We start from the raw sequence: 24,233 nt of genomic DNA, 5'->3' as shown, positions 1-24,233 counted from the left end.
GTGCTGCTTCATGGCCATGATCACACCGCGCTCTTCGGCGCTGAAGTGGCTGTACCGGGTTCCCATGCGCTGACCTCAAAGGCGAGTGATGCGCTTGAGGTTAGACAGTGCAGTTAGCTTTCTTTTGTTGCTTTAGACAAAAGAAAGTAACCCGCCGCTTTAGTGGCGGAAGCTTTTGGCGTTTGATTTAGATCTTGATCTTGCTTGAGTGATACGCCGCAAGGGCGAAACAGCGCGGTCGCGGCTTGCGCCGCTCCTACCCCTGCGACCGCACCCCGCTTCGATGGGCGTCGTCGGCGCTGTTGATTCGGCGCGTCCCGCGGTCGCGACTCGCGTCGCTGTTACAAGGGAGGGATCCGCAATGGCGCTCTAAACACCAACTTCCCGCTCCCCCCGCCGATACCCGATCGCCTCGGTCAAATGCGCCGTGGCGATGCGCGGGCTTTCGGCGAGGTCGGCGATAGTGCGTGCCACCCGCAGGATGCGGTGCATCGAACGTGCCGACAGTTGCAGGGCGTCGACGGCGCGTTCGAGCAGGGCGTGGTCGGAGGCGTTGATGGCGCAGGTCGCGGTGGTCTCGGCCTGGCTGAGTTGCGCGTTGCTCTTGCCGCTGCGCGCCGATTGGCGTTGGCGCGCGGCGACGACGCGCTCGCGGATGGTGGCGCTGCTTTCGCCGCAGGGTTGGTCGGGGCGCAGTGCCGAAGAGAGCAGGCGCGGCACCTCGATGTGCAGATCGATGCGGTCGAGCAGGGGCCCGGAAATGCGCGCGCGGTAACGGCGGATCGCTTCGCCGGCGCAGCGGCAACGCCCGCTGCTGTCGCCGGCCCAGCCGCAGGGGCAGGGGTTCATCGCCGCGACCAGTTGGAAGCGCGCCGGGAACTCGGCGCTGCGCGCCGCGCGCGACACCGTGACCACGCCGGACTCGAGCGGCTCACGCAGCACTTCCAGTGCGCGCCGCTCCCACTCGGGTAGTTCATCGAGAAACAGCACGCCCTGATGTGCGAGCGAAATCTCGCCCGGGCGCGGGTCGGCGCCACCGCCGACCAGGGCGACCGCGCTGGCAGTGTGGTGCGGCGAGCGGAAAGGACGTTCGCGCCAGCGTGCGGGGTCGAGACCGTGGCCGTGCGTGCCACCGGCGACCGAGGCGATCGCCGCGGTCTCCAGTGCTTCTTCTTCGCTGGCCTCGGGCAACAGGCCGGGCAGGCGCGAGGCGAGCAGGGTCTTGCCGCAGCCGGGCGGGCCGATCAGCAACAGATGGTGGCCACCGGCGGCGGCGATTTCGAGCGCGCGCCGCGCCTGCGTCTGGCCGCGCACATCGCGCATGTCCAGGCCGGGCGCGCGCAGCAGCGGCTCAGCCTGGGCCTGCGGCAGTTCGGCGCGGCCGCACAGCATGGCGCAGACTTCGAGCAGGGTGCGGCCGGTGCGCGCTTCGACGCGGCTGGCGAGCGCCGCCTCGGCGCCGTTGCCGGCCGGCACGATCAGGCGGCGCCCGAGCGCGGCGACCGCGAGCGCGGCCGGCAGCACGCCGTCGATGGCGCGCAGCTCGCCGGTCAGGCCGAGTTCGCCGAGGAACTCGTACTCGTTGAGCGCTTCGAGCGGGATCTGCCCGCTCGCGGCGAGGATGCCCAGGGCGATGGCGAGGTCGTAGCGGCCGCCGTCCTTGGGCAGATCGGCAGGGGCCAGGTTGACGGTGATGCGCCGCTGCGGAAATTCGAACTGCGCGCACTGGATCGCCGCGCGGACGCGGTCCTTGGCTTCGCGCACCGCCGCTTCGGGCAGGCCGACGATCGACATGGTCGGCAGGCCGCCGCCGAGGTGGACCTCGACCCGCACCGCGGGCGCACGGACGCCCGATCGCGCACGGCTGTGCACGAGTGCCAGGTTCATGGCGGGCTCAGTGCTGAGGCGTGGAGGCGTTGTCGAGTTGCGCTTCGAGCTCGGCGACGGTGCGCTGGAGTTCGTCGAGCTTCTCGCGGGTGCGCAGCAATACCGCGCGCTGGACTTCGAATTCCTCGCGGGTGACCAATTCGAGCTTGGACAGGCCGGTCTGCAGTACGGACTTGAAGTTCTGTTGCATTTCCTCGCGGCCTTCACGCAAGCCGGCGGGAACCAGAGAGCTGAGGCGGCGGGCGAGGTCGTCGATGTAGTTCAGGTCGATCATGTGGGGAAAGCTCCTCCGGCAATGGGGTCAGCTTGACCGCCGGACCGGGACCTCGCCGTCGGCCGGGGCCGTGGTGGGTTGTCGGAAAAGTCCGAAGTGGATGACGCGGTCACTACATCACGGCGCCCGCGAGGCCCGCAAGCGCTTTGTCCTCATCGTCCAACGGAGCGCGCGGAGGCTGTGTGAACGGCGTCCGACGAGCGGCGTGACCCGCGTCGGACCTAGGTCGCGACCGCGTGGCACGTTATCCTGCGCGGTATTGCAAGGAGATCGACGATGAAGATGGTCATGGCGGTGATCAAGCCGTTCAAGCTCGACGACGTGCGCGAGGCGCTGGCCGAGGCCGGCGTGGCCGGCATCACCGCGACCGAGGTCAAGGGCTTCGGGCGCCAGAAGGGGCATACCGAGCTGTACCGCGGGGCCGAGTACGTGGTCGACTTCCTGCCCAAGATCAAGCTGGAAGTGGCGGTGACCGACGATCAGGTCGACACCGTGGTCGAGGCGATCATGAAGGCGGCCGGCACCGGCAAGATCGGCGACGGCAAGATCTTCGTCTGGGACCTCGAACGCGCGGTGCGGATCCGCACCGGCGAGATGGACGGCGACGCGCTGTGAGCGAACGCCGGCCGGCGTTGCCGGCGCGGCTCCATACGATGGCGGCTGCGGCGGCCGAACGACCGTGAACGAAGCGACCATCGTTCAGGTCGGACCTTAGCGGTGTCGAACCGGCCGGCGCACCTGCGTCGACACTGAGCTGGCGGCCTCGCCCTGATCGAGAAAGGCCTGCAGCGCCGGCGCGCGCGGGCGGTTGACCAGTTCCAGTCGATACAGCGGGCGTGTCATCGACGCGTCTTCGTCGAGCTTGATCGTGCGCACGCGTTGCATCGTCACCAGGTCGGCGACCACGGTTTCCGGCAACAAGGCGATGCCGGCGTCGGCGGCGACGGCGTGCGCGATCGCTTCGTTGCTGCCGATCTCGATCACCCGCGCCGGTTCGATGCCGCGCGCGGCGAACAGCGACTGCGCGACCTGGCGCGTGCCCGAGCCTTGTTCGCGCACCAGCCAGGTCTGGCGCGCGAGTTCGGCGAGGGAAGGGCGGCGCTTGGCGCCCAGCGCGCTGTCGGCGGCGGCGACCAAACGCAGCGGTTCGCTGCGCCACAGGCTGGACTGGATGCGCGCATCCTCGACCGCGCCCTCGACGAAGCCGACGTCGACCCGGCAATCGACCACGGCGCGGCTGATCTGCTCGGTGTTGCCGACCACCAACTCCACGGTCAGCCCGGCATGGCGCCGCACGAACGGGCCGAGGCTCTGCGGTAGCCAATACGCGGCCACGGTGGTGCTCGCGCCGATGCGCAGGCTGCCCTGGCGCAGTTCGACCCGATCGCGCACGTCCTCGCTGGCGATGCGTTCCAGGGCGAAGATCGCCCGCGCATGCTCGAACACCGCCTTGCCGTGATCGGTCAGCTGCACGCCGCGCACCGCCTTGGCTTCGGCGCCGTTGCGTTCGATCAGGGGCAGGTCGAGCTGGTGTTCGAGCTCGCGTACTGCCTTCGACACCGCCGATTGGCTGACGAACAATGCCTCGGCCGCGCGCGAAAAGCTCTGCTGTTCGACCACGGTCAGGAACACGCGCAACAGGTGCAGGTTCATGGCATGAGCTCAGTTCATGGATACTTGAATTATATGTATTGGACTCCCCGGATGCGCGGGCCTACCTTGGCGCCGTTGTCGATCCGCCGCCGTTTTGGAGTCCCGTGCCGTGTCCGTCCTGAACCCGTCTTCGTCCGCCGCCTCCTCGCAACCGGGCCTGACCCGCTCGCCTGGGTTCTGGCCAGGGTTGGCGCTGGCGGCGGCTATCGCGGCCGCGGCGATGGCGCTGGCCTCGCTGCCGGCCTTGCAGGCCTGGGGCCTGAGCGCGCTGACCTTGGCCATCGTGCTCGGCATCGTCGTCGGTAATACCGTCTTCCCCGCGTTTGCGGCGGCCGCCGGCAGCGGCGTGGATTTCAGCAAGGGCACGCTGCTGCGGCTCGGCATCGTGCTGTACGGCTTCCGCGTGACTTTCCAGGAGATCGCCGGGGTCGGTGTGGCCGGCCTGGCGATCGACATGGTCGTCGTGGCCAGCGTGTTCGGCTTGGCGACCTGGCTGGGCACGCGCTGGCTCAAGCTCGATCGCGAGACCTCGATGCTGATCGGCGCCGGCAGCGCCATCTGCGGCGCCGCCGCGGTGATGGCGGCCGAACCGGTGGTGCGCGGCCAAGCGCACAAAGTGTCGGTCGCGGTCGCCACCGTGGTGGTGTTCGGCACGCTCGGCATGTTCGTCTACCCGATGCTGTATCCCTACCTGGGCCTCAGCGAACACGCCTATGGCGTCTATGCCGGTTCGACCATCCACGAAGTCGCCCAGGTCGTCGTCGCCGGCCGCGCGGTCGGCGAGTCCGCGGCCTCGGCGGCGGTGATCGAGAAGATGCTGCGGGTGATGCTGCTGGCGCCGTTCCTGTTGCTGCTGTCGTCGCGCATCGGCGCCGCGCCGGGCGCGGCGAAGTCGAAGATCGTCGTGCCGTGGTTCGCGCTGTGGTTCGTCGCGGTCAGCGGTTTCAACTCGCTGCACCTGTTGCCGGAGCCGTGGAAGGCCGCGATCGTGCAGATCGACACCGTGCTGCTGGCGATGGCGATGGCCGCACTGGGCTTGCGCACCCATGTCGGCGCGATCCGCCAGGCCGGCCCGAAGCCGATGTTGCTCGCCGCGGTACTGTTCTGCGTACTGACCATCGGCGGCTACGGCTTGAATGTCGGTATGGCGAAACTGTTCGGTTCGGCCTGATCCACCTGTCGTCCTGATCGGGTCGTTTCGATCTCTTGCCTGGGCATCGCCACCAGGTCGATCACGGCGGATGACACCCGTCGTTGCTGAGCCCCCTCGTGCTGACGCAAGCGCCCGGCGAAGCGTGGCCTGACCGCTTTCCGCATTTCTCCCGCGTGTGTTTCTTACGCTGCCAGGCCGGCAACATCGGCCGTTGCAGCTTCCATGCGTATTCATCGTTCGCATCGACAAGAAGCCATGACATCGCGCCGCCCGCGATGATCTGAGCCGCGACCGAATCGCATCCGGCCGCCTCGCCAATGTGCTTATCGGCCCGCTCGTAACAGGGCTCGCATCGTTCAGTTTCCATGCGTTGACTTCCTGCTTGGTCAGCAGGTGACGCGTCGCGTCAACTATCCGGCAGCGACGTCAAATGTGCTTTGCGCATTCGCGATGGATGAGGCCGCTCGCCATTGCCGCTCCACTGCTGGCACGAAATTTGTGACGCAGTTCGGAGTATGGAGCGGAGCTATCAATGGATGAGTGTGCCAGGTCGTCTTAGCCCGTATGGCTGAGCCACGAAGCGCAATGCGAACAGTACGCGCCCGTTCGCACTGCAGCTTCGTGCAGGAACGGCGCCGCGACGGCTCGCGTATGGCGCCGCATCTCGATCGCCCCTGTCGGTTCCTTCGCGTCGGTCTTTGCGCATCGCTTGCGCTGGCGCGACGCCTGGGTCCGAGTCCGTTTGAAACCACAGGAGCGGTGCAGTGACCTTGATAAAACCCCTGAGCCGGCAGCGGCCGTTGAGCGCCTGCCTGGCCTGCCTGCTGAGCGGCGTCGTCGCGACTGCCGGCGCGCAGTCGCCCGATCAAGCCGAGCGCGAACTTTCGCGCCAACGCGAGCGCGAGCGGGCATTGCGCGAACAACAGGAAACGCGTCCCGACGTGCGTCTCGATCAAGGCGGCCAGGCGGTTGCCGAGCGCTTGCCCGAAGGCGAAACGCCGTGCTTCGCGGTGCATGAGCTAAAGCTCGATGGCGAAGAATCGCAACGCTTTCAATGGGCGCTGAAAGCGGCCGATGGCGACGCGGACCCTTGGTCCGGCCGCTGCCTCGGTGTGCAGGGCGTCAACGTGCTGATGAAGCGGGTACAGAACGCGATCATCGCCCGCGGCTACGTCACCACCCGCGTGCTGGCTCCGCCGCAGGACCTCAGCGGCGGCATCCTGAGCTTGACCGTGGTGCCGGGGCGGGTGAGCGCACTGCGTTTCTCCGACGGCAGCGGCCCGCGCGCGAGGCTGTCGAACGCGTTGCCGGCACGGTCGGGCGAATTGCTCAATCTGCGCGACATCGAGCAAGGCTTGGAGAATTTCCAGCGCATCCCAACGGTGACCGCGGACATCCAGATCGCGCCGACCGCCGCGGCGAACGCCGCGCCCGGCGAGAGCGATCTGGTCGTCGCCTGGCAACAGCGTTCGCCGTTCCGGGCCAATCTGGGCCTGGACGATGCCGGTAGCGAAGGCACCGGCAAGCTGCAGGCGAACGCGACCTTGTCGATCGACCACGGCCTGGCGTTGAACGACTTGTTCTACGTCAACCTCGGCCACGGCGCCTTCAACGGCAGCGGCAAGGGCACGTCGAGCTGGACCGCGCACTACGACCTGCCGTTCGGCTATTGGATGCTGGGCGCGACTGCGAGCGGTTACGACTACCACCAGACCATAGCCGGCGCCAGCCAGGATTACCGCTACAGTGGCTCCAGCCAGAATGCCGAACTGCGTGTGGCGCGGCTGCTGTTTCGCGATGCCCACAGCAAGTTCCGCGCGTACGCGCGCGGCTGGTGGCGCCAGTCCGACAACTTCATCGACGACACCGAGATCGAAGTGCAGCGCCGGCGCAATGCCGGTTGGGAAGCGGGCTTCACCTACAAGCGCTTCATCGGCAAGGCGATCGTGGACGCGAACCTGTCCTATCGCCGCGGCACCGGTGCCTTCGACGCGCTGCCCGCGCCGGAGCAGCCGTTCGGCGAAGGCACCTCGCGCATGAAGCTGATCGCCGCCGAGTTGCAGCTGACCGTGCCGTGGCAGATCGGCGAACAGCGCCTGCGCTACACCGGCAGCTGGCGCGGGCAATGGAACCGCACGCCGTTGGTGCCGCAGGACCGCTTCGCCATCGGTGGGCGCTATACCGTGCGCGGCTTCGACGGTGAGGTGGCCTTGAGCGGCGAACGCGGCTGGCTGTTGCGCAACGAACTCGCCTGGTCGCTCGGTGGTGCCCACGAGGCCTACCTCGGTGCCGACTACGGCCACATCGGCGGCCCGAGCGCGGCGTGGCAATCCGGCGACCACCTCGCCGGTGCGGTGCTCGGCTTGCGCGGCCGCTGGCGCCGCTTGAGTTGGGACGGCTTCGTCGGCGCGCCGCTGTCGGCGCCGCGCGGCTACCCCACCGCCTACACCACTACCGGTTTCAACCTCGCCTGGTCGTATTGACCGGCAAGCCGCCGCGTCGCGCAGGCCTGCGCGGCGAATGCGGTCGACTTTCCCCCGATCCGGCAGCACCGCAGCCAAGGAAGCACGCCATGAACCGCATCTACCGTCTGGTCTTCAATTGCGCCCTCGGCATCTGGCAAGTTGCCTCCGAATTGGTGCGCTCGCCGAGCGGCGGCAGCACTGGCGGCCGTACCGTGGCGCCGGGCCTGCGGTGGATGACCTGCGCTTTGTGGATAGCGCTGGGCTTCGCGACGACCTTGCCGGCCCTCGCCCAGGTGGTGGCCGACCCGAATGCGCCAGGTAATCAGCGTCCGACCGTGCTGCAGGCGCCGAACGGCGTGCCGCTGGTCAATATCCAGACGCCGAGTGCGGCCGGTGTGTCGCGCAACACCTATAGCCAGTTCGATGTAAATCGCGAAGGCGCGATCCTCAACAACTCGCGCAGCAACGTGCAGACCCAGCTCGGCGGCTGGGTGCAGGGCAACCCCTGGCTTGCCGGCGGCGATGCGCGGGTCATCCTCAACGAGGTCAACAGCGCCAACCCAAGCCACTTGAACGGCTATGTCGAAGTCGCCGGGCCGCGCGCCGAGGTGGTGGTCGCCAATCCGGCCGGCATCCAGGTCGACGGCGGCGGCTTCATCAACACCAGCCGGGCGACTCTGACCACCGGCGCGCCGATGCTCAACAGCGGCAATCTCGACGGCTACCGCGTCGAAGCCGGCGCGATCCGCATCGGCGGTGCCGGCCTGGATGCGACCGGCACCGACTACACCGACCTGATCGCGCGCTCGCTGGAGGTCAACGCCGGGGTGTGGGCGCAGCAATTGCGCGTCACCGTCGGCGCCAACACCGTCAGCGCCGATCACGCGAACATCGTCGCGGGTAATGGCCGCGGTGCGGCGCCCGCCTTCGCGCTCGACGTCGGCGCGCTCGGCGGCATGTACGCCGGCAAGATCGCTCTGATCGGCACCGAGCATGGCCTCGGCGTGCGCAATGCCGGCGCGCTCGGAGCGCAGGCCGGCGAACTGACCCTTAGCGCCGACGGCCGGCTCAGCAACAGCGGCCAGATCCAGGCGCAGAGCAATGCCGCACTCGACCTGAGCGGCGGCATCGCCAACGCCGGCACGATCAGCGCCGGCCAAGAGCTGCGCATCGGCACGGCGCAAGATCTCGACAACAGCGGTGGCACGCTCAACGCGCGTCGCCTCGACCTCAGCGCGCAGAGCCTGGTCAATCGCGAAGGTTCGATCGAGCAAACCGGCCTGCAAGCCTTGCGATTGGATGCCGGCGCGCTGAGCAATCGCGACGACGGCCGCATCGGCCTGGCCGAGCTGTCCGCTGGTGGCGGCGGTTCTACCGGCTCCGGCGGCACGAGCGGGGGCGGTGGCATGCCCCCGCCGAGCGATCCCGGCGCACCGACGGTGGCACCGCCGCCGGTCGTGCCACTGGCCGACGGCACGCTGCGTATCGGCGGGCTGTTGAACAACGATGCCGGCGCGATCGTCGCCGCCAGCGGCATCGCTTTGAACACGCACAGCGGTTTGAACAACGACGGCGGCGAACTGGGCCTGTCGACGTTGACGGTCGCTGGCGGCGACCTCAGCAATCGCGGCGGCACCCTGGCGGTGCAGGGCGGGGCGCAACTGCAGCTCGGCACGCTCGCCAACGATGCCGGCCGCTTCAGTGTCGGCGGCACGCTCGGCCTGACCGCGCAGGCCTTCAGCAACCGCGGTGGCGAGTGGTTGCACGGCGGCAGCGAGGCCAGCCATTGGCAGGTCGCGGGCCTGCTCGACAACAGCGGCGGGCGCCTGGCGACCAATGCCGTCCAATTCCAGCTCGACGCCGGCAGCCTGATCAACGAACAAGGACGGATCGAGCACGCGGGCAGCGCCGGCATGCGCTTGAACACCGGCAGCCTCAACGGCCCGGGCGGGCAGATCGCCACGGCCAGCGCGCTGCAGCTCCATGCCGGCGTGGTCGATCATCGCGGCGCGAGTTTGAGCGCGAACGGCTTGGACCTCGTCGCCAGCCAGTTCGACAATCGCGGTGGCACGATCCAGTCCGGTGGCGTGGCCACGTTCACGGTGGACAGCCGACTCGACAACGACGGCGGCAGCATCGCGACGCAAGGCGATCTGAGTATTGCCGTCGACAGCCTCGGCAACGCCGGCGGCACGCTGCAATCCGCCGGCACCGGCACGACGTCGATTCAAGCGAACACCGTGCGGGGCGCGGGCGGCACCCTCGGCAGCAATGGCAACCTGCTGCTACGCGGCCAGAACGTCGACCTCAGCGCCGGCACGACTTTCGCGCGCAGCGTCGATATCGCCGTCGACACCTTGTCGACCGCGCGCGGCAGTCTGCAATCGGCCAGTGGCTTGTCGATCGCCGCGCCGAGCGCGCTCGATAACGCCGGCGGCCGCATCGCCAGCAACGGCGACACCACGCTGAGCACCGCCGTGCTGAGCAACCAGGCCGGCACGATCGAGCACGCCGGCGCCGGCACCCTCGCGATCCAGGCCGCGACCCTGAACGGTGCCGGCGGCACCATCGGCAGCAACGGTGCCTTGGACCTGCGCGGCGGCGCGGTCGACCTCAGCGGCGGCCAGACTTATGCGCGCCAGATCGGCATTCAAGCCGACGCGCTGAACCACGTCGGCGGCACGCTGCAGGCCGGCGATACCGCAACGCTCGGCATCCGCGACACCCTCGACAACAGTCAGGGCCGCATCGCGGCCAGCGGCGACACGCGTGTGCAGGCCACGACTCTGCGCAACCGCGGCGGCACGATCGAGCACGCCGGCACCGGCACGCTCGCTGTGCAGGCGGTCGCCATCGACGGTGCCGGCGGCAAGATCGCCAGCAACGGTCGACTGAACATCGACGCGCAATCGGCCGACCTTCGCGGCGGCGATACCTACGGTCAACGCGTCGATCTGCGGGCCATCGACCTGATCACCGCGGGCGGCAAGCTCAGTGCTGGCGAAAGCGCGCTGCTCCAAGTGCAAGGCACGCTCGACAACGCCGCCGGCCGCATCGCCAGCGGTGGCGATCTGCAACTGCAGGCCGGCACGCTCGCCAACCAGGCCGGAGTGATCGCCAGCACCACGGCAATGCAGGTCACCACCGGCGCGCTCGACAACCGCCAGGGCCAGATCCAGAGCGGCGCGACGGCCGCATTGTCGGTCGCCGGTGCGCTCGACAACAACGCCGGCAGCATCGTCGCCCAGCAGGCGCTCGGCGTTTCCGCGGCCAGCCTGGACAACGACGGTGGCGTGCTGGCTTCGATCGACGACGCGGTCGATCTGGACATCGCCGGAGCGTTCTCCAATGTCGGCGGGCGAATCCAGTCGGGCACCGCGATCAACCTGAATTCGCAAGGCCTGGACAACACCGGTGGCGACATCGCCGGCGCCACGGTCGCGATCGACGCCGGCAACGGCGCGCTCGACAACGACGGCGGCCGCATCGCCGGCGCGCAGACGCTGCGCATCGACAGCGGCGTCTTGAGCAACGACGCCGGCCTGATCCAGGCCGGCACTGCGCTGGCCATCGACACGCACGGTCAGGCGCTCGACAACGCCAACAGCGGTGGCGACAAGGGCATCAGCAGCGGCGGTACCTTGCAGGTGAGTGCCGGGGCACTCAACAACAGCGCCGGCACCGTCTATGCCGGCGGCGCCGCCACGCTGCAGGCCGCCAGTATCGTCAACCGCGGCCAGATCGGCGGCCGCGACACGCTGACGCTCAGCGCCGGCGGCATCGACAACCGCGGCGGCCAGATCCAGGCGCTGGGCGATACCCGCCTCGATGCCGGCGCCGGCCTCATCGACAATCAGGCCGGCTTGATCGGCTCGGCGGCGCAGCTGAGCCTGAGCGCGGCCCGCCTGGACAATCGCAACACCCTCGGCGCCAACCAGGGCGTGGTCGGCGGCAACGTCGCCATCGCCGCCGACAGGGTCGACAACACGGCCGGTGTGCTCAGTGCCGACCAGACCTTGCTGCTGCAAGGCGGCGGCGCGGTCGCCAACGTCGGCGGCCAGATCAGCGCCGGCGGCACGGTCGATATCCGCGATGCCGGCAATACCCGCACGCTCGACAACAACGGCGGCAGCATCGCCGCCGGCGAACTGTTGAGCCTGCAGCTCAAGCGCCTCGACGGCACCGGCAGCCTGCAGTCGGGCCTGGATGCGTCGATCGCGCTCGTCGACGGCTTAGACCATCAGGGCACGATCCTGGCCAATCGTGACCTGTCGCTGTCGACCCAGGGCGACCTGCGCAACGCCGGCAAGATCGGCGCCGGCGGCGATCTGGCGCTGAGCGCCAACGCCCTCGACAACACCGTCAACGGTGAGATCAGTGCCGCCGGTGGCAGCGCGCACATCAGCGTTGCCACCACGGTGACCAACCGCGGCCTGATCGACAGCGCCGACACCCGCATCGACGCCGCGCGCATCGACAACCTCGGCACCGGTCGCCTCTACGGCGACCACCTCGCGCTCGGCGCCGGCGAGATCAACAACCTCGAAGAAACTGTCGGCGGCGTCACCCGCGCCGGCACCATCGCCGCCCGCGAACGCCTCGACATCGGTGCCGGCGTGCTCAACAACCGCCGCGAAGGCCTGATCTACAGCGGCGGCGACGCGGCCATCGGCGGCGCGCTCGACGCCGCTGGCCTGGCTACCGGCACGGCCAGCGCGGTCAACAACACCAGCGCCATCATCGACGTCGCCGGGGCACTGGCGATCGACGCCACCGCCATCGCCAACGTGCGCGAGAACGTCTCGATCACCCAGTCCACCACCACCCGCGCGCCGGTGCGCCTGGACCAGCCGCAGTGGCGCAACAACGGCAGCAACGCCACCCTCAACATCCGCAGCAGCAGCAACTACACCGCCTACGAGGTGTATTACCTCGACCCGAACGACATCTTGTCGGACACGCCGTACATCACCCCGGACGGGGTCATGCTGCGCAAGGCGGTGGTGCGGCTGACCGCGCAGACCAGCGCCTACTACTTCGCCCGCGGCGGCATGTACGCCGCGCTCGCCGAGCGCTCGCGCCTGGGCGGCGTCGACGGTACGGTGACGATCTACTACACCGGTCGCCAGGACGCGCAGTCCAATCCCGACCAGGGCGGCAGCGACGATCCCTTCGCCGAACTGTCGCAGCCGCAGCCGGGTTCGCCGGGGTTCGTCTACCAGAGCGACAACCTGGCCTACTCCAACGCCTACGGCACCTGCGCCAGCAACTGCGTGCAGTTGTGGACCTCGTTCGACTACGACGACCCCGACCACACCCTGCTGGTGCCGCAAGGCACCGGGGGCGGAAGCCTGGGCGACAACGAGGAATACCGCATCGCCACCCAGGCCGTCACCGAGGACGCGATCGCAGCGGGCATCGGCAGCGACGCGGTGATCCGCTCGGGTGGGGCGATGTCCTTGCGCGTCGACGATTTGACCAATCGCTACGGCCAGATCGCCGCCGGCGGCGATCTAAGCATCACCGGCCACGGCGGCGCCAGCCAGGTCACCAATGTCGGCCAGACGCTATATCGCAGTTACGACTTCAACAACGTCAGCCACGGCTACAACGGCACCACGCGGGCCTGGAGCAACCCGTCCTTGTCCGAGCAAATCGGCCAACTCGGCGGTTCGATCACCAGCAACGGCACCCTGACGATCGACACCGGCGACATCAGCAACCTCAACCTCGGCCGCAACGCGCCCGGCGTCGTCGCCCCGTCGGTGCTGCTGAACCTCAACGCGGGCGCGGCGAGCAACGCCGGCGGCGGCAGCAGTTTCGTGCTGCAGCCCGGCGCCGCAGCGATCGAAGTCGCCGCCAATCCGGCACCGAATGCGTCCGCTGCCGCAGGCGGCGCGGTGGCCGGCGGCACCGCGAATGCACCGGCGACCATCCGCACCCTGCCGGCGAACTTCGGCCTGCCGAGCAGCAGCCTGTTCCGCCTCATCCTCAACGGTGGTGGCTATCTGGTCGAAACCGATTCGCGTTTCGCCAACTACCGCAACTGGCTGGGCTCGGATTATCTGCTCGGCTTGCTCGGCACCGATCCGGCCAACCTGCACAAGCGTCTGGGCGACGGCTATTACGAGCAACGCCTGGTCCGCGACCAGATCGCCCAGCTCACCGGCCGCCGCTTCCTCGACGGCTACGCCAGCGACGAAGACCAGTTCCGCGCCTTGATGAACTCCGGCGCCCTGTTCGCGCAGCAGTTCGGCCTGCGCCCGGGCATCGCCCTGACCGCGGCGCAGATGGCGCAACTGACCAGCGACATCGTCTGGCTGGTCGAACAGACCGTCACCTTGCCCGACGGCACCCGCACCACCGTGCTCGCGCCGCAGGTGTACGTGCGCGTGCGCAACGACGACCTGCACCGCGACGGCAGCCTGATCGCCGGCGATGCGACCCAGCTCAAGCTGCAGGGCGACCTGGTCAACGGCGGCCGCATCGCCGGCCGCACCGCGGTCGCGATCACCGCGCAGAACATCGGCAACCTCGGCGGCCTGATCCAGGGCGGCAACGTCGCCGTGCGCGCGCAGCAGGACCTGATCAACCGCGGCGGCATCATCCAGGGCAACGACCGGTTAGTCGTCAGCGCCGGCCGCGACCTGATCGTCGAAGGCACGAAGGACTACGCCCCCGACCGCCTCGCCGGCCTCTACGTCAGCAACCCGAACGGCGTGCTGCTCGCCAGCGCCGGCCGCGACCTGTCCGTGCTCGGCGCCGCCCAAGTACGCAGCGCCGGCGACGCCGCCCTGAGCGCCGGCCGCGACCTCAGCATCGCCTCGCGCGTCGGCGACACCACGACTACCGGCTTCGGCAAGAACCGCGATACCAAGCAATCGCTGGATGTGGCCAGCGTCAGTGCCGGCGGCAACCTCGTGCTCTCGGGCGGCCGCGACGTGCAGCTCACCGCGGCGCAACTGGAAGCCGGGAAGTCGGCGGCCGTGGTTGCGGGGCGCGACATCGTCAGCACTACCCTTACGACGACCGACACCACCGACCGTTACTACAGCGACGGCAAGACCCGTACGACCTTGCATGCCAAGGACGAGACACTGCATGGCACGACGATCAAGGCGGGTGGCGATATCGCCATGCAGGCCGGCCAGGACATCACCCTGCAGGCCGCGTCGGCCGTCAGTGAGAACGGCGGCATCGCGCTGTCGGCCGCGCGCGATGTGAATCTGACAGCTGCGCAGGAGCAGCACGATTACGTGCAGGACAGCACGACCAAGAAGTCCGGGTTCCTCAGCAGCAGTAAGAAGACGACGCATGATGAGTCGCATGCGAGTCTCGCCGTCGGCACCACGCTCAGCGGCGACAGGGTCGCCATTTCGGCCGGTCGCGATGTGACCGCCCACGGCGCCCAGGTTGCCGGCACCGGCGATGTGTTGGTCGCCGCAGGCCGCGATCTGACCCTGGATGCGGCGCAATCCACCTACAGCGAAGAACACAGCCAGACTCAAAAGAAGTCTGGCCTGATGGGCACAGGCGGTGTCGGCATCATGGTCGGCAGCCGCAGCATGGCGCAGACGCAAACAACGACCGCGACCGAAGCCGTCGGCACCGTGCTCGGTAGCACCGACGGTCAGGTCACCCTGGTCGCCGGCGAGAACGTCAAGATCCGCGGCACCGACGTGATTTCCGCGACCGGTACCAGCATCGTCGGCAAGAACGTGACGATCGAGGCCGCCGAGCAGAAGTCGCAGCAGACCCACACGACCCAGTTCCAGCAGTCGGGCTTGGAGCTGAGCTTGAGCGGCACTGCGGTCAACGCGGCGATGGGCGCCTACCAAGCCGGCAAGCGTGCGAGTAAGAACGAAAGCGGCGACAGCCGCACTCGGGCATTGAACGCCGCCACTGCGGTCGGCGGCGGATACAACGCCTATCAGGCGGCCGCCAACAACCCCGGCAAGAACGCAGCGCACTCCGAAGTCGGGCCGCAGGGCAGTCCGCAGAACGAAGCCGTCAACCTCAAGCTCGGCATCGGCAGCCAGAGTTCGAGCGGCAAGACCGTGATCGACCAGACGACCCAGCGCGGCAGCAACATCCGCAGCGGCGGCGACGTCGCCATCGTGGCCACCGAGGGCGATCTGACCGTTACCGGCAGCCATGTTGCCGGCCAGAACGTACTGTTGGATGCGGCGCGCAACCTGACCCTGCAGTCGGCGCAGGAAACCAGCAGTCAGCATTCGACCAGCAAGAGCGGCGGTGGTGGCGTCGGCGTCTTGATCGGCCAAAGCGGCATGGGCTTTTATGTCGAGGCTAACGCCAGCCGCGGCGGCGCCGATGGCGACAGCGTCACCCACGCCGAATCCGCCATCGATGCGTCCAAGACCCTCGTGCTTCGCAGCGGCGGCAACACCACCCTGCAAGGCGCGCAAGCGCGGGGCGAGCAGGTCATCGCCCGCGTCGGCGGCGATCTGAACCTGATCAGCCAGCAGGACACCGACCGCTACGAGAGCAAGGAGCAGTCGGCGAGCGGTCAAGTGGTGGTCGGTTTCGGCAGCAGCGCCAGCGTCAGCTACAACCAGAGCAAGGTCGACAGCAACTACAAGAGCGTCACCGAGCAGACTGGGATCGCCGCGGGCAAGGGTGGCTTCGATATCGAGGTCGGCGGCACCACGACCCTCACCGGCGCGGCCATCGCCAGCACCGCCGATGCGGCCAAGAACCGCCTCAGCACCCAGGCGTTGATCGCCACCGATCTGCAGAACTCCGCCAAGTACAGCGCGACCAGCATCGGCGGCACGGTCGGCACCAATGGCGGTTCGCTGAACCTCAGCATGCCGCAGAAGGAAGACGCCAGCAGCGTCACCCGCAGCGGCATCAGCGCCGGCACGATCGATATTCGTGGCGGCGACGACAGCGCCGTCGCCAAGCTCGACCGCAGCATCACCGGCCTGCAGCAGACCGGACTGAAGCCGATCTTCGACGAGAGGCAGGTCCGCGAGCGGATGGAGGCCGGTACCGCAGCCTTGCAGGTCGGCATGCAGGTGAGTGGAACACTCGCGGATAAAATGCAGCAAGACGCGGTGGCCGACTTGCGGGCAGCAGAAGCCGCGGGCGATCAGTCAGCGATCAACGCAGCCACCACGCGTCTGAATAGTTGGAGTGACGGCGGTACGAACAAAGCCCTGCTGCACGGCATGACCGCTGCCGCCGCGGCCGTGTTGGGCGGCGGCGACGTGCTAGGCGCCGGCTTGGGCGCCGCAGGCGTCGAGCGCGCCAAGGGCGCGATGGCGGAATACCTGGATCAGCACAAGATCGCCTACGGCAGCGCCGCCTTCGACATGCTGATGGAACTCGGCAGCGCCGCGTTGGGAGGCCTGATCGGTGGCGGCAGCGGCGCTGCTGCGGCGCTGGCTGGGGATCAGTACAACCGGCAGTTGCACCCGACCGAGAAAAAAATCATTCGGGAAGAGTTGGCCGAAGAGTATGCCAAGGCACATGGCATGACGATCGAGCAGGCCCGTAACACTCTGGAAGCCCAGCTGTTGCGCATGGTAGACGCAGCCGCCGCAGCTGATGGGGGATGGGATCAAGCGGCAGCCAACTACCTTAAAACTTACGCCGATAGCGTCGGACGCTATAGCGTTGGCCAAGATCAGTGGGGGAGTAATGTCCCGTTGTTTACTGCGGTTGGGTATCAGCGCCAAGACGCGACGATTTTCAGTGCTAATCCGCAGATGACCACACCTCCACCTAGCCTCGGGCTGGCGGCTGCGGGCGACTATTTCTTAGGCGTGGGTAGGGGCGCGGCCGATAGAGCTGGAGATGCGGTCTATGCCATTGCGCATCCGCTGGATTCGTTGAGCAACATGTGGGACGGCATCACTGGATTTTTTAACGATCCGGTGGGTACTGGACAAGCCATTCAAGAAGATATGCGTGCGATTGCGAACGCTGGAGAACAGGGACACTTAAGGCCTGCCGGCGAGTTCATGGGGGGGCAGGCAGGTGCCTTCGTGGTCGGAGGAGCTACGGGCGTGGTTGGCGGTAAGTTAGTGCAGCTTGTAAATGGCAAGTGGGTAGAGATAGGCAAGGTCAACAAGCCCTTTTCGCCCATTGCAGGTGCTGCTGCGGATAGTGAGGCGGGTACATCAGCATCTCCTCACCCCGTAAAGGCCTCATATTTCACAAGCGAAACCGTTTCATCCGCGTACCAGGGGATGCGCTCGGGTGGTGGGCACGCAATGAGGCATCTGATTGATGAAGGGCTTATCCAGAACGCAGGTGCATTGTCTGGTCGTGCTCGTCAGTTTGAAATTCTCACCTCCCCAATTCTTCAGGCTCCGACAGCTACATTTGATTGGAAGTTGGGTGTTACTCAGTCCAGGGCTTTTGTCGGAGAGGTTGCAGGAAAGCCCGTTGTGGTATTTGTTGCGAAAGAAGGCCCTTATAATGGAAGGGTGTTGTCTGCAATCGTGCCAGATAAAAATCAGATGGCTCAATGGGGGATAAATAAATGACTCGTGTCGCCGAGGCGCTTTCTTGGAGTGGGGTGGATATTGCAATTGGCATGTATTGCGTCTACATGAGCTGTAATCAGGAAGGAGGTGAAGGTGAAAAGCGGAGGCTCCTCTCGGAAAGCTCGGCTAAGTTCCGGCTCGAGGATGAGTGCGGGATTCTCAAGGGGCGGGAGGTTGTACATTACGAGATCAAGTTACAGCAATTTCCAGACTCTTTAGCTGGATATTTGAATCGCTGTATAGAGTGGGCTTTTGCAGATGGGGCGTCCTTCGTTTGGTTTGCGTTTGAAGGGTCGTTTGATTTTGAGCATATCCTGACGGAGGATGTTGCCAATCAAATCTATTGTATTTGCGGGGAAGACGGAAATACTGCAATGGCCCTTGAGGATGATGTTCTATTGAGCACTGAATGGGCCGCTGTGGTAGCTAAAAAAAGAGAGCTTTTGCTGGCAATGTAGTTGCTTTCAGTGGTTGCGCGCCAAGTCCGATTCCGCGCCTTGATGAACTCCGGCGCCCTGTTCGCACAGCAGTTCGGCCTGCGCCCGGGCATCGCCCTGACCGCGGCGCAGATGGCGCAACTGACCAGCGACATCGTCTGGCTAGTCGAACAACCGTGACCATGCCCGAAGGCACCCGCACCACCGTGTTGGCGCCACAGCGGCGGCATCGCGCTGTCGGCCGGACGCGATGTGAATCTGACGGCTGCGCAGGAGCAGCACGATTACGTGCAGGACAGCACGACCAAGAAAAAGGGCACGCTATCCAGTACGACCACAAAGACGCACGACGAGGCGATGGATAGCTACGCCATTGGCACCTCGCTTAGTGGCGAGAAGGTGGCGATAAGAGCCGGGAACGTAGTGACCGTTCAAGGTTCGGACGTGGTCAGTACGTATGGCACGGTCATATCAGGCAACAAGGGCGTTGAGATCGTCCACGCGACGGACGAGTCGACCTCGGCGCACGCCTCAAGCAAGAAGACTTCCGGCGTATTCGGCAACGGCGGCGCCAGCTTCACGATCGGCAGCAAGAAGAAGGACGTTCAAACGGAATCGAGCAGCAGCACCGTACGAGGGGCTATGGTCGGCAGCCTGCTGGGCGATACCACGATTCTGGCCAACGACGGTACCGTCCACATTCAAGGCTCAACGGTTTCGTCGCCCGAAGGCGGCGTAGCAATCCTGGGGCAAGCCGTGAATATCGAGGAGGCCTACAACACTTCGGCGTATCACGAAGTCACCAAGACCAAGCAAGGTGGTTTGACCGTCGGAGCCTCCGCTCCGATAGTGGATGCAGCAATGGCCGCATACGGCTCGGCCAAGACCGTGGGCCAAAGCAAGGACGGCAGGATCAACGCCATGGCGGCGGCCAACACAGCCTACAACGCATATCAAATGGCGGGCGCAGCCAGCGCTGCGATGAGCGGTCAGGCGGCCAGTGTCTCCATTACGGTGGGACAGCAGCGGTCCAAGAGCGAGTTGACTTCCAGTTCGAGCGAGGTAGTTGGCAGTTCCGTTAACGCCGGGGAGCGTGTGGACATCGTTGCGACGGGGGCGGGCCAAGACTCCGATATCCGAGTCTCCGGTTCAGAGGTGATTGGCGGGACGGGAACAGGCTTGTACGCCGACGACGCCATCGACATCCTGGCGGCTCAGAGCACCCACGAGCAGCGCACGGAAAACAGCTCCAGCGGTTGGAATGTCGGCGTCGGAATCAGCGTCGGAGCGGGCGGCATGAGCGCCGGAATTACGGCAGGCGTCAACGCAGGCAAAGGTCACAGCGATGGCAAGACGGTCACCAACGTCAATTCGCACGTGGGCGGTGGCGGCACGACTGCACTGACCAGTGGCGGCGCTACCACGATCCGCGGTGGCCAAGTCCTTGGCGATCGTGTGGAAGTGGATGCGGCCCAACTAGCCATCGAAAGCCTGCAAGACACCGAGTCCTACGCCAGCAAGCAGATGGATGCCAGTGTGCAGGTCACCGTCGGCTTCGGTGCCTCAGTCAGTGCCAGCTACAGCCAATCCAAAGTCGACTCCAACTATGCCAGTGTGGCCGAGCAAAGCGGCATCCTGGCCGGCGACGGCGGCTATGCCGTCAATGTCAGGGGCAATACCGACCTGAAGGGCGGCATCATCACCAGTACCCAGACTGCCGAGGATGCGGGTCGTAACAGCTTCACGACTGGAACGCTGACGGCGAGCGATATCAGGAACCGAGCCGAGTACGAAGGCACAGCGTTCGGGGTGAGTGGCAGCTATGGCAAGAATGGCGATGGCGAGCAAGGCAAACACCAAACGGCGCAAGGCTCAGCGGACGGGAAGGCGGGCGGCACGTCCGCTAACAAGTCGCTCGGTTTCGGGAGCGATGACGGTAGCCAGAACAGCGTCACTGCAAGCGGCATCAATACTCGGAACATCACGATCACCGATGGTATCGGCCAGGCGGCGACAGGAAAGACGGCCGAACAGATCAAAGCAGAGGTCGCGACGACGACAGGTACCGACACGGTGGCCGCGAACAGCGGCGCACTGGTGAACAAGTTCGATGCCGACGTCGTTCAGAAGGAACTCGATCTGCAGGTGCAGGTGACGCAGACGTTCGATCGTACGCAACAGGGCGTGCGCAACGAAATAAATGCCTCCATCGATGACGCCAGGCAACGCCAGAAGGATGCCAACGCAGCGTTGAAAGACCCGGATCTGAACTTGAGCGGTGCGCAAAGGAGCGAATTGCTGGCGATGGCACTGGATGCTCAGAGGGAGGTCGAGCGTTTGCAGAAAGTCGGGGTGCTAGTAAGCGCCATTGCTGGAGGCCTTTCTACGCCGGCCAACAGTGCAGCCGGAGTGGCCGCCAGCACTTTGGCCCCCGGTGCTTCGTACTTGGTCGGACAGTACTTCAAGGACAACACGGCCAAGAACATGGTGGACGGTGGCAGCCGCAGCGAAGAAGGAAGCGCCACGCACCTGCTCGTCCACAGCCTCTTGGGTGCCGCGGTAGCCGCCTCCGGAGGCAACAATGCCTTGATCGCCGGCATTGCCGCTGGCGGCGCCGAAGCGGCGGCACCTGCCCTGGCTCAATATCTGTACGGAAAGGAAGCCAAGGATTTAAGCGCAGAGGAGAAGTCGACGGTCAGCGCAATCGTTGGGATCGGCGGTGCGACGCTGGGCGCGTTCGGAAGTGATATTTCAAGCCTGATTGCCAGTGGAACTGCAGCGCAGAATGCAGTGGACAACAATTGGGGCGAGGTGGGGCATTACTCGACCATGGCGACGGTGCTGTATTTGGCTGGATTTTCAGAAACGGATGCGAAAGCTGTTGCTCTGGCCGCTTGGTCGCCAGATACGGATAAACGCAATGCGATGACGATAGATAACTTTATATTCGCAGGTTTAGATTCCGGGGATGAGCAGCAGCGGATACATTTGCTCGATGGTGAAACCGATCCGGCTAAAGTCGCTGCGGTCCAGCGAACGCTCGCGGCTGAAGTGACCGCGATTTTAACGAAGCTCAAACAGTACGATGGCGACCCGGTAGCAAAGGCTGGGTTGCTTACTGATCCCGAAGTTCAGCGAGTTCTGCATTCGTTCGGTGACTCTTTTGCGCACGTCCAACGGGATGGGACGCATTATTCGCCGATGATCGGACATGCAAGAGATTCGGTAAACCAGCCTGATCCTGATAACCCATATTCGCATCAAGAAGCCTATTTAGATTATACGTTAGTATTATATGGGGCTGCGTCAAAAGCCTCGGGAGGTCCAGTAGTGCCGGTATCTCAGATCAATAGGCTGGCCACAGAGGTCGCTAGTCATGAGGCCGAAAGCGCGCAGAAGAATATTCTCGAGAAAGCTATGCGCCAAGCCGGCGGGCAAGATGTTAAAGGGTTGGTCAGTTCGCCGGTTTCTGAATGCGGCCTAAGAGAAAATTGCACATCTGTCATGCCGAGCAATACTGCGAATCCAGTGCTTCGAAATATCTCTGATGTAAAGCAGACTGCGCGGGGACTTGTCCCCAAAAACGCATATCAATCACCTCTGCAAAGCGTGCTAGAGCCGACAATTCGTAGAATATATGGCGGCGAGGGGCGACGGATAATAATTCCGCGAAAGTTGCCAGGGGCGCAGAATCAGAGGGGCGATTGATAAATTTATTATTCGGGAGGTGTGTCGTGGCTTGGAAAAAATTCTATATCGCGGTATGGGTCGTTTGTTTAATCTACTGGCTTGGAGTTGGGCTCGATCGATTTCCGGATAACTTCAGCTTGTACCGATGTGTTCATGGCATTTGCAAGTTGGCGCTAGTTTTGAAGGAAGCTTTGGAAGTGCCGGTTTTTTTCGGCCTCTTAGCGATCAGTGTTATTTTTGTGGCCCGCTTAATTAAGAGAGTGGTTTCATTCATCGAGGTTCTGATCGCCTTTGGAGCCTGGAGTGCTTTTATCTATAACCTTTCCTTTATAAGATCCTGAGAGTTTATAAGTCTGCTCTCGTCGGATGGTGGATTCTGCTCTTGTCCTGCTATTGCCGCTTGAGCTCTGTTTCACCTGGGCATTAGTGAAGAGCGTCGCTTTACTTTGACCGAGTACATATATGAAAAATGGCGGCGCCAAAACGACGCACTTCCTCTGGTTGCTTTGCATGGTTTCGTGGCCGTTGTTCTTTGTTTCGTCTGGCACGTTAGACGGTTTCATTTGCGGAAGTGAAGTTTTCTGTGAATTATCAAATGTGATGCATAAGATTTCGTTGATATGTGCACTATTGCTAACTCCTGCGCTTACTATCCTCTTGCATTTTCGTGCGCTCGGCGGGGTGGTGGCGTCTAGACGCGAGCTGATTTTTTCTCTGATTGCTTGGATTATTCAATTCCTGGTTCTGGCTTGGTACGTTGTAATGACTATTACCGGATTCAGGGGCTAGCGCTGTAATTCGTTAATGAGTTTTTATGCCGGCGCTCTTGCGTAAAGTCGAGTGTGTCGGTTATCAAACGGATGTCGGAAATAAACGGAAGACACATGCTATGGGCTGGCCTAGATAAGGGGTGTAGCTCAGTGAGTCAGACGTCGAAGGTCGAGTCAACCGAGGCTGTCGGCACCGTGCTCGGCCGCGCCGACGGTTAGGTAGGCTCGGGCCAACACTCCAGCGGATCTATGGGCCGCGCCCGCCTTTGAGGCCAGGAAGTAGTGCACAAAGCTGCGCTCGCTACTGATTTGAATAAGGGTGTGGTCCGATGTTTCGGAGGAAATATGCGAAGAATGATTTATGTGTCTTTGTGGGGATTCTGCTTGCTTTTTTGGTTGTGTATGGCAATCGATTTCAGCATTGATTATGGGGGGTCATTCCTCTATTCGTGCGATACATCCATCTGTGGAGTATTGCACGAGCTAAAGAAGTGGTTGTTCGCTCCCGCAGTATTAATCACTCCGCTGATGACGCTAGTTGCGCTTGCGCGCTGGATAACGATTGGGAAGGTGCCACGCCTCGAAGTCTTCGTACTATCAATCACGTGGATACTGGTTGCTTACTTCCTGTCTTTTGTTAGCTCCTCGTGATCGACGTAAATCCGGCGCCGAGGGCCGCCGTTTCTCGACGGCTACGCCAGCGACGAAGACCAGTTCCGCGCCTTGATGAACTCCGGCGCCCTGTTCGCGCAGCAGTTCGGCCTGCGCTTGGTAACGCCTGGGTGCTGAGCCGGCTCCCGGTCAGATGTTGCTCAGATGCTGTGCTTATCGCTTCAGTTGGAGGCATTACATGATGTGGTCCAGTCGCCCGAGGCTCGAGCTCAGCGAAAAGATCCGTTTTGATGCGAGGAGGGTGAAGTGACCAGCTTGCCTCGAATAGTGCAAGGAACAATTTTGCAGCTTCGTTGCGATTCCTGTGGATCGGTCTTCCCTCATTTTTTATTTTCCGGCGAGGGTGATGCGGATACTGCCGGGCTCTGCTCCGCGAGTAGCTGTCGAAAGAATGAAGTGGCTATTACTGAGGTTGATTCATATGAGTGGAGAAATTTTGACCACGCGGGGCGTGCGTCAATTGAGAAGAAGCTGGCGGCGCAGTTTGCGCGCTGTGATTTTAGAGTGGTTCGCCTTCTGAGGGTGGAACGCGAAGGAAATTCTGCTGTTGGCTTGGGCTTTAGTGATTTCCAAAAAGCTTATAAGCCGCCTGTTTTGGTCTATGCCTGTGTTTGTTGCGCTACCGGTGAAAGTCGCGCCATTGAGGAAATCACGATAGGCGATTTTAATTTGGCCGGAGGGCGAATTTTCCTGGAAGGACGGCTGGCGCTTTAATTTG

The 24,233-nt window shown here is 64.4% G+C and carries 11 protein-coding genes; 7 read left to right on the top strand and 4 right to left on the bottom strand.

The window, feature by feature from the left end; genetic code table 11:
* Positions 1 to 369: 369 nt before the first annotated feature.
* Positions 370 to 1,887 carry a YifB family Mg chelatase-like AAA ATPase gene (locus ACTOWK_RS21910; protein ID WP_441332204.1) on the bottom strand — a complete coding sequence of 506 codons (1,518 nt, stop codon included), beginning with the start codon at positions 1,885 to 1,887 and terminating at the stop codon, positions 370 to 372.
* A 7-nt stretch (positions 1,888 to 1,894) separates the two neighbouring features.
* Positions 1,895 to 2,161, bottom strand: coding sequence for a ubiquinone biosynthesis accessory factor UbiK (gene ubiK, locus ACTOWK_RS21905; protein ID WP_057919385.1), 267 nt, complete (start codon positions 2,159 to 2,161; stop codon positions 1,895 to 1,897).
* Between the two features lie 276 nt (positions 2,162 to 2,437).
* Between ubiK and ACTOWK_RS21900 the strand changes: the two genes are divergently transcribed.
* Complete coding sequence (locus ACTOWK_RS21900; RefSeq protein ID WP_031371341.1) at positions 2,438 to 2,776, top strand: P-II family nitrogen regulator; 339 nt, start codon at positions 2,438 to 2,440, stop codon at positions 2,774 to 2,776.
* Positions 2,777 to 2,872: 96 nt separating this feature from the next.
* Here ACTOWK_RS21900 and ACTOWK_RS21895 read toward each other — a convergent pair whose 3' ends face one another.
* Positions 2,873 to 3,814, bottom strand: coding sequence for a LysR substrate-binding domain-containing protein (locus tag ACTOWK_RS21895; RefSeq protein ID WP_441332203.1), 942 nt, complete (start codon positions 3,812 to 3,814; stop codon positions 2,873 to 2,875).
* 157 nt (positions 3,815 to 3,971) lie between these two features.
* On the opposite strand from ACTOWK_RS21895, the gene ACTOWK_RS21890 reads away from it, so the two are divergent.
* On the top strand, positions 3,972 to 4,985 hold the full coding sequence (locus tag ACTOWK_RS21890) for a YeiH family protein (protein ID WP_441332206.1): 1,014 nt from the start codon (positions 3,972 to 3,974) through the stop codon (positions 4,983 to 4,985).
* 61 nt (positions 4,986 to 5,046) lie between these two features.
* On the opposite strand, the gene ACTOWK_RS21885 is transcribed toward ACTOWK_RS21890, so the two are convergent.
* Positions 5,047 to 5,334: a hypothetical protein gene (locus tag ACTOWK_RS21885; protein ID WP_441332202.1), complete on the bottom strand. Its 288-nt coding sequence runs from the start codon at positions 5,332 to 5,334 to the stop codon at positions 5,047 to 5,049.
* Positions 5,335 to 5,740: 406 nt separating this feature from the next.
* Between ACTOWK_RS21885 and ACTOWK_RS21880 the strand changes: the two genes are divergently transcribed.
* From ACTOWK_RS21880 to ACTOWK_RS21860, 5 genes are all read left to right on the top strand, one after another.
* Entirely contained in the window at positions 5,741 to 7,450 is a 1,710-nt protein-coding gene (locus ACTOWK_RS21880; protein WP_441332205.1) for a ShlB/FhaC/HecB family hemolysin secretion/activation protein, read from the top strand.
* A gap of 89 nt (positions 7,451 to 7,539) precedes the next feature.
* Positions 7,540 to 17,946, top strand: coding sequence for a hemagglutinin repeat-containing protein (locus tag ACTOWK_RS21875; protein ID WP_441332201.1), 10,407 nt, complete (start codon positions 7,540 to 7,542; stop codon positions 17,944 to 17,946).
* Positions 17,943 to 18,404 carry a hypothetical protein gene (locus ACTOWK_RS21870; protein WP_441332200.1) on the top strand — a complete coding sequence of 154 codons (462 nt, stop codon included), beginning with the start codon at positions 17,943 to 17,945 and terminating at the stop codon, positions 18,402 to 18,404. Before ACTOWK_RS21875 ends, ACTOWK_RS21870 begins: the two co-directional genes overlap by 4 nt.
* 231 nt (positions 18,405 to 18,635) lie before the next feature.
* Entirely contained in the window at positions 18,636 to 22,091 is a 3,456-nt protein-coding gene (locus ACTOWK_RS21865) for a hemagglutinin repeat-containing protein (RefSeq protein ID WP_441332199.1), read from the top strand.
* Between the two features lie 1,670 nt (positions 22,092 to 23,761).
* Positions 23,762 to 24,229, top strand: a complete 468-nt coding sequence (locus ACTOWK_RS21860; RefSeq protein WP_441332198.1) for a hypothetical protein — start codon at positions 23,762 to 23,764, stop codon at positions 24,227 to 24,229.
* Positions 24,230 to 24,233 lie beyond the last annotated feature (4 nt).

Origin of the sequence: Lysobacter sp. CA196 (genome assembly GCF_052078695.1) — a bacterium.
GTDB lineage: Bacteria > Pseudomonadota > Gammaproteobacteria > Xanthomonadales > Xanthomonadaceae > Lysobacter.
The sequence above is the reverse complement of the archived record's forward strand: the minus strand, read 5'-3'. Positions and strand labels throughout refer to the sequence as shown.

Coding starts and splice junctions, on each gene's coding strand:
- ACTOWK_RS21885 (WP_441332202.1), bottom strand. CDS start 5,334: ATGGAAACTGAACGATGCGAGCCCTGTTACGAGCGGGCCGATAAGCAC.
- ACTOWK_RS21900 (WP_031371341.1), top strand. CDS start 2,438: ATGAAGATGGTCATGGCGGTGATCAAGCCGTTCAAGCTCGACGACGTG.
- ubiK (WP_057919385.1), bottom strand. CDS start 2,161: ATGATCGACCTGAACTACATCGACGACCTCGCCCGCCGCCTCAGCTCT.
- ACTOWK_RS21910 (WP_441332204.1), bottom strand. CDS start 1,887: ATGAACCTGGCACTCGTGCACAGCCGTGCGCGATCGGGCGTCCGTGCG.
- ACTOWK_RS21875 (WP_441332201.1), top strand. CDS start 7,540: ATGAACCGCATCTACCGTCTGGTCTTCAATTGCGCCCTCGGCATCTGG.
- ACTOWK_RS21895 (WP_441332203.1), bottom strand. CDS start 3,814: ATGAACCTGCACCTGTTGCGCGTGTTCCTGACCGTGGTCGAACAGCAG.
- ACTOWK_RS21870 (WP_441332200.1), top strand. CDS start 17,943: ATGACTCGTGTCGCCGAGGCGCTTTCTTGGAGTGGGGTGGATATTGCA.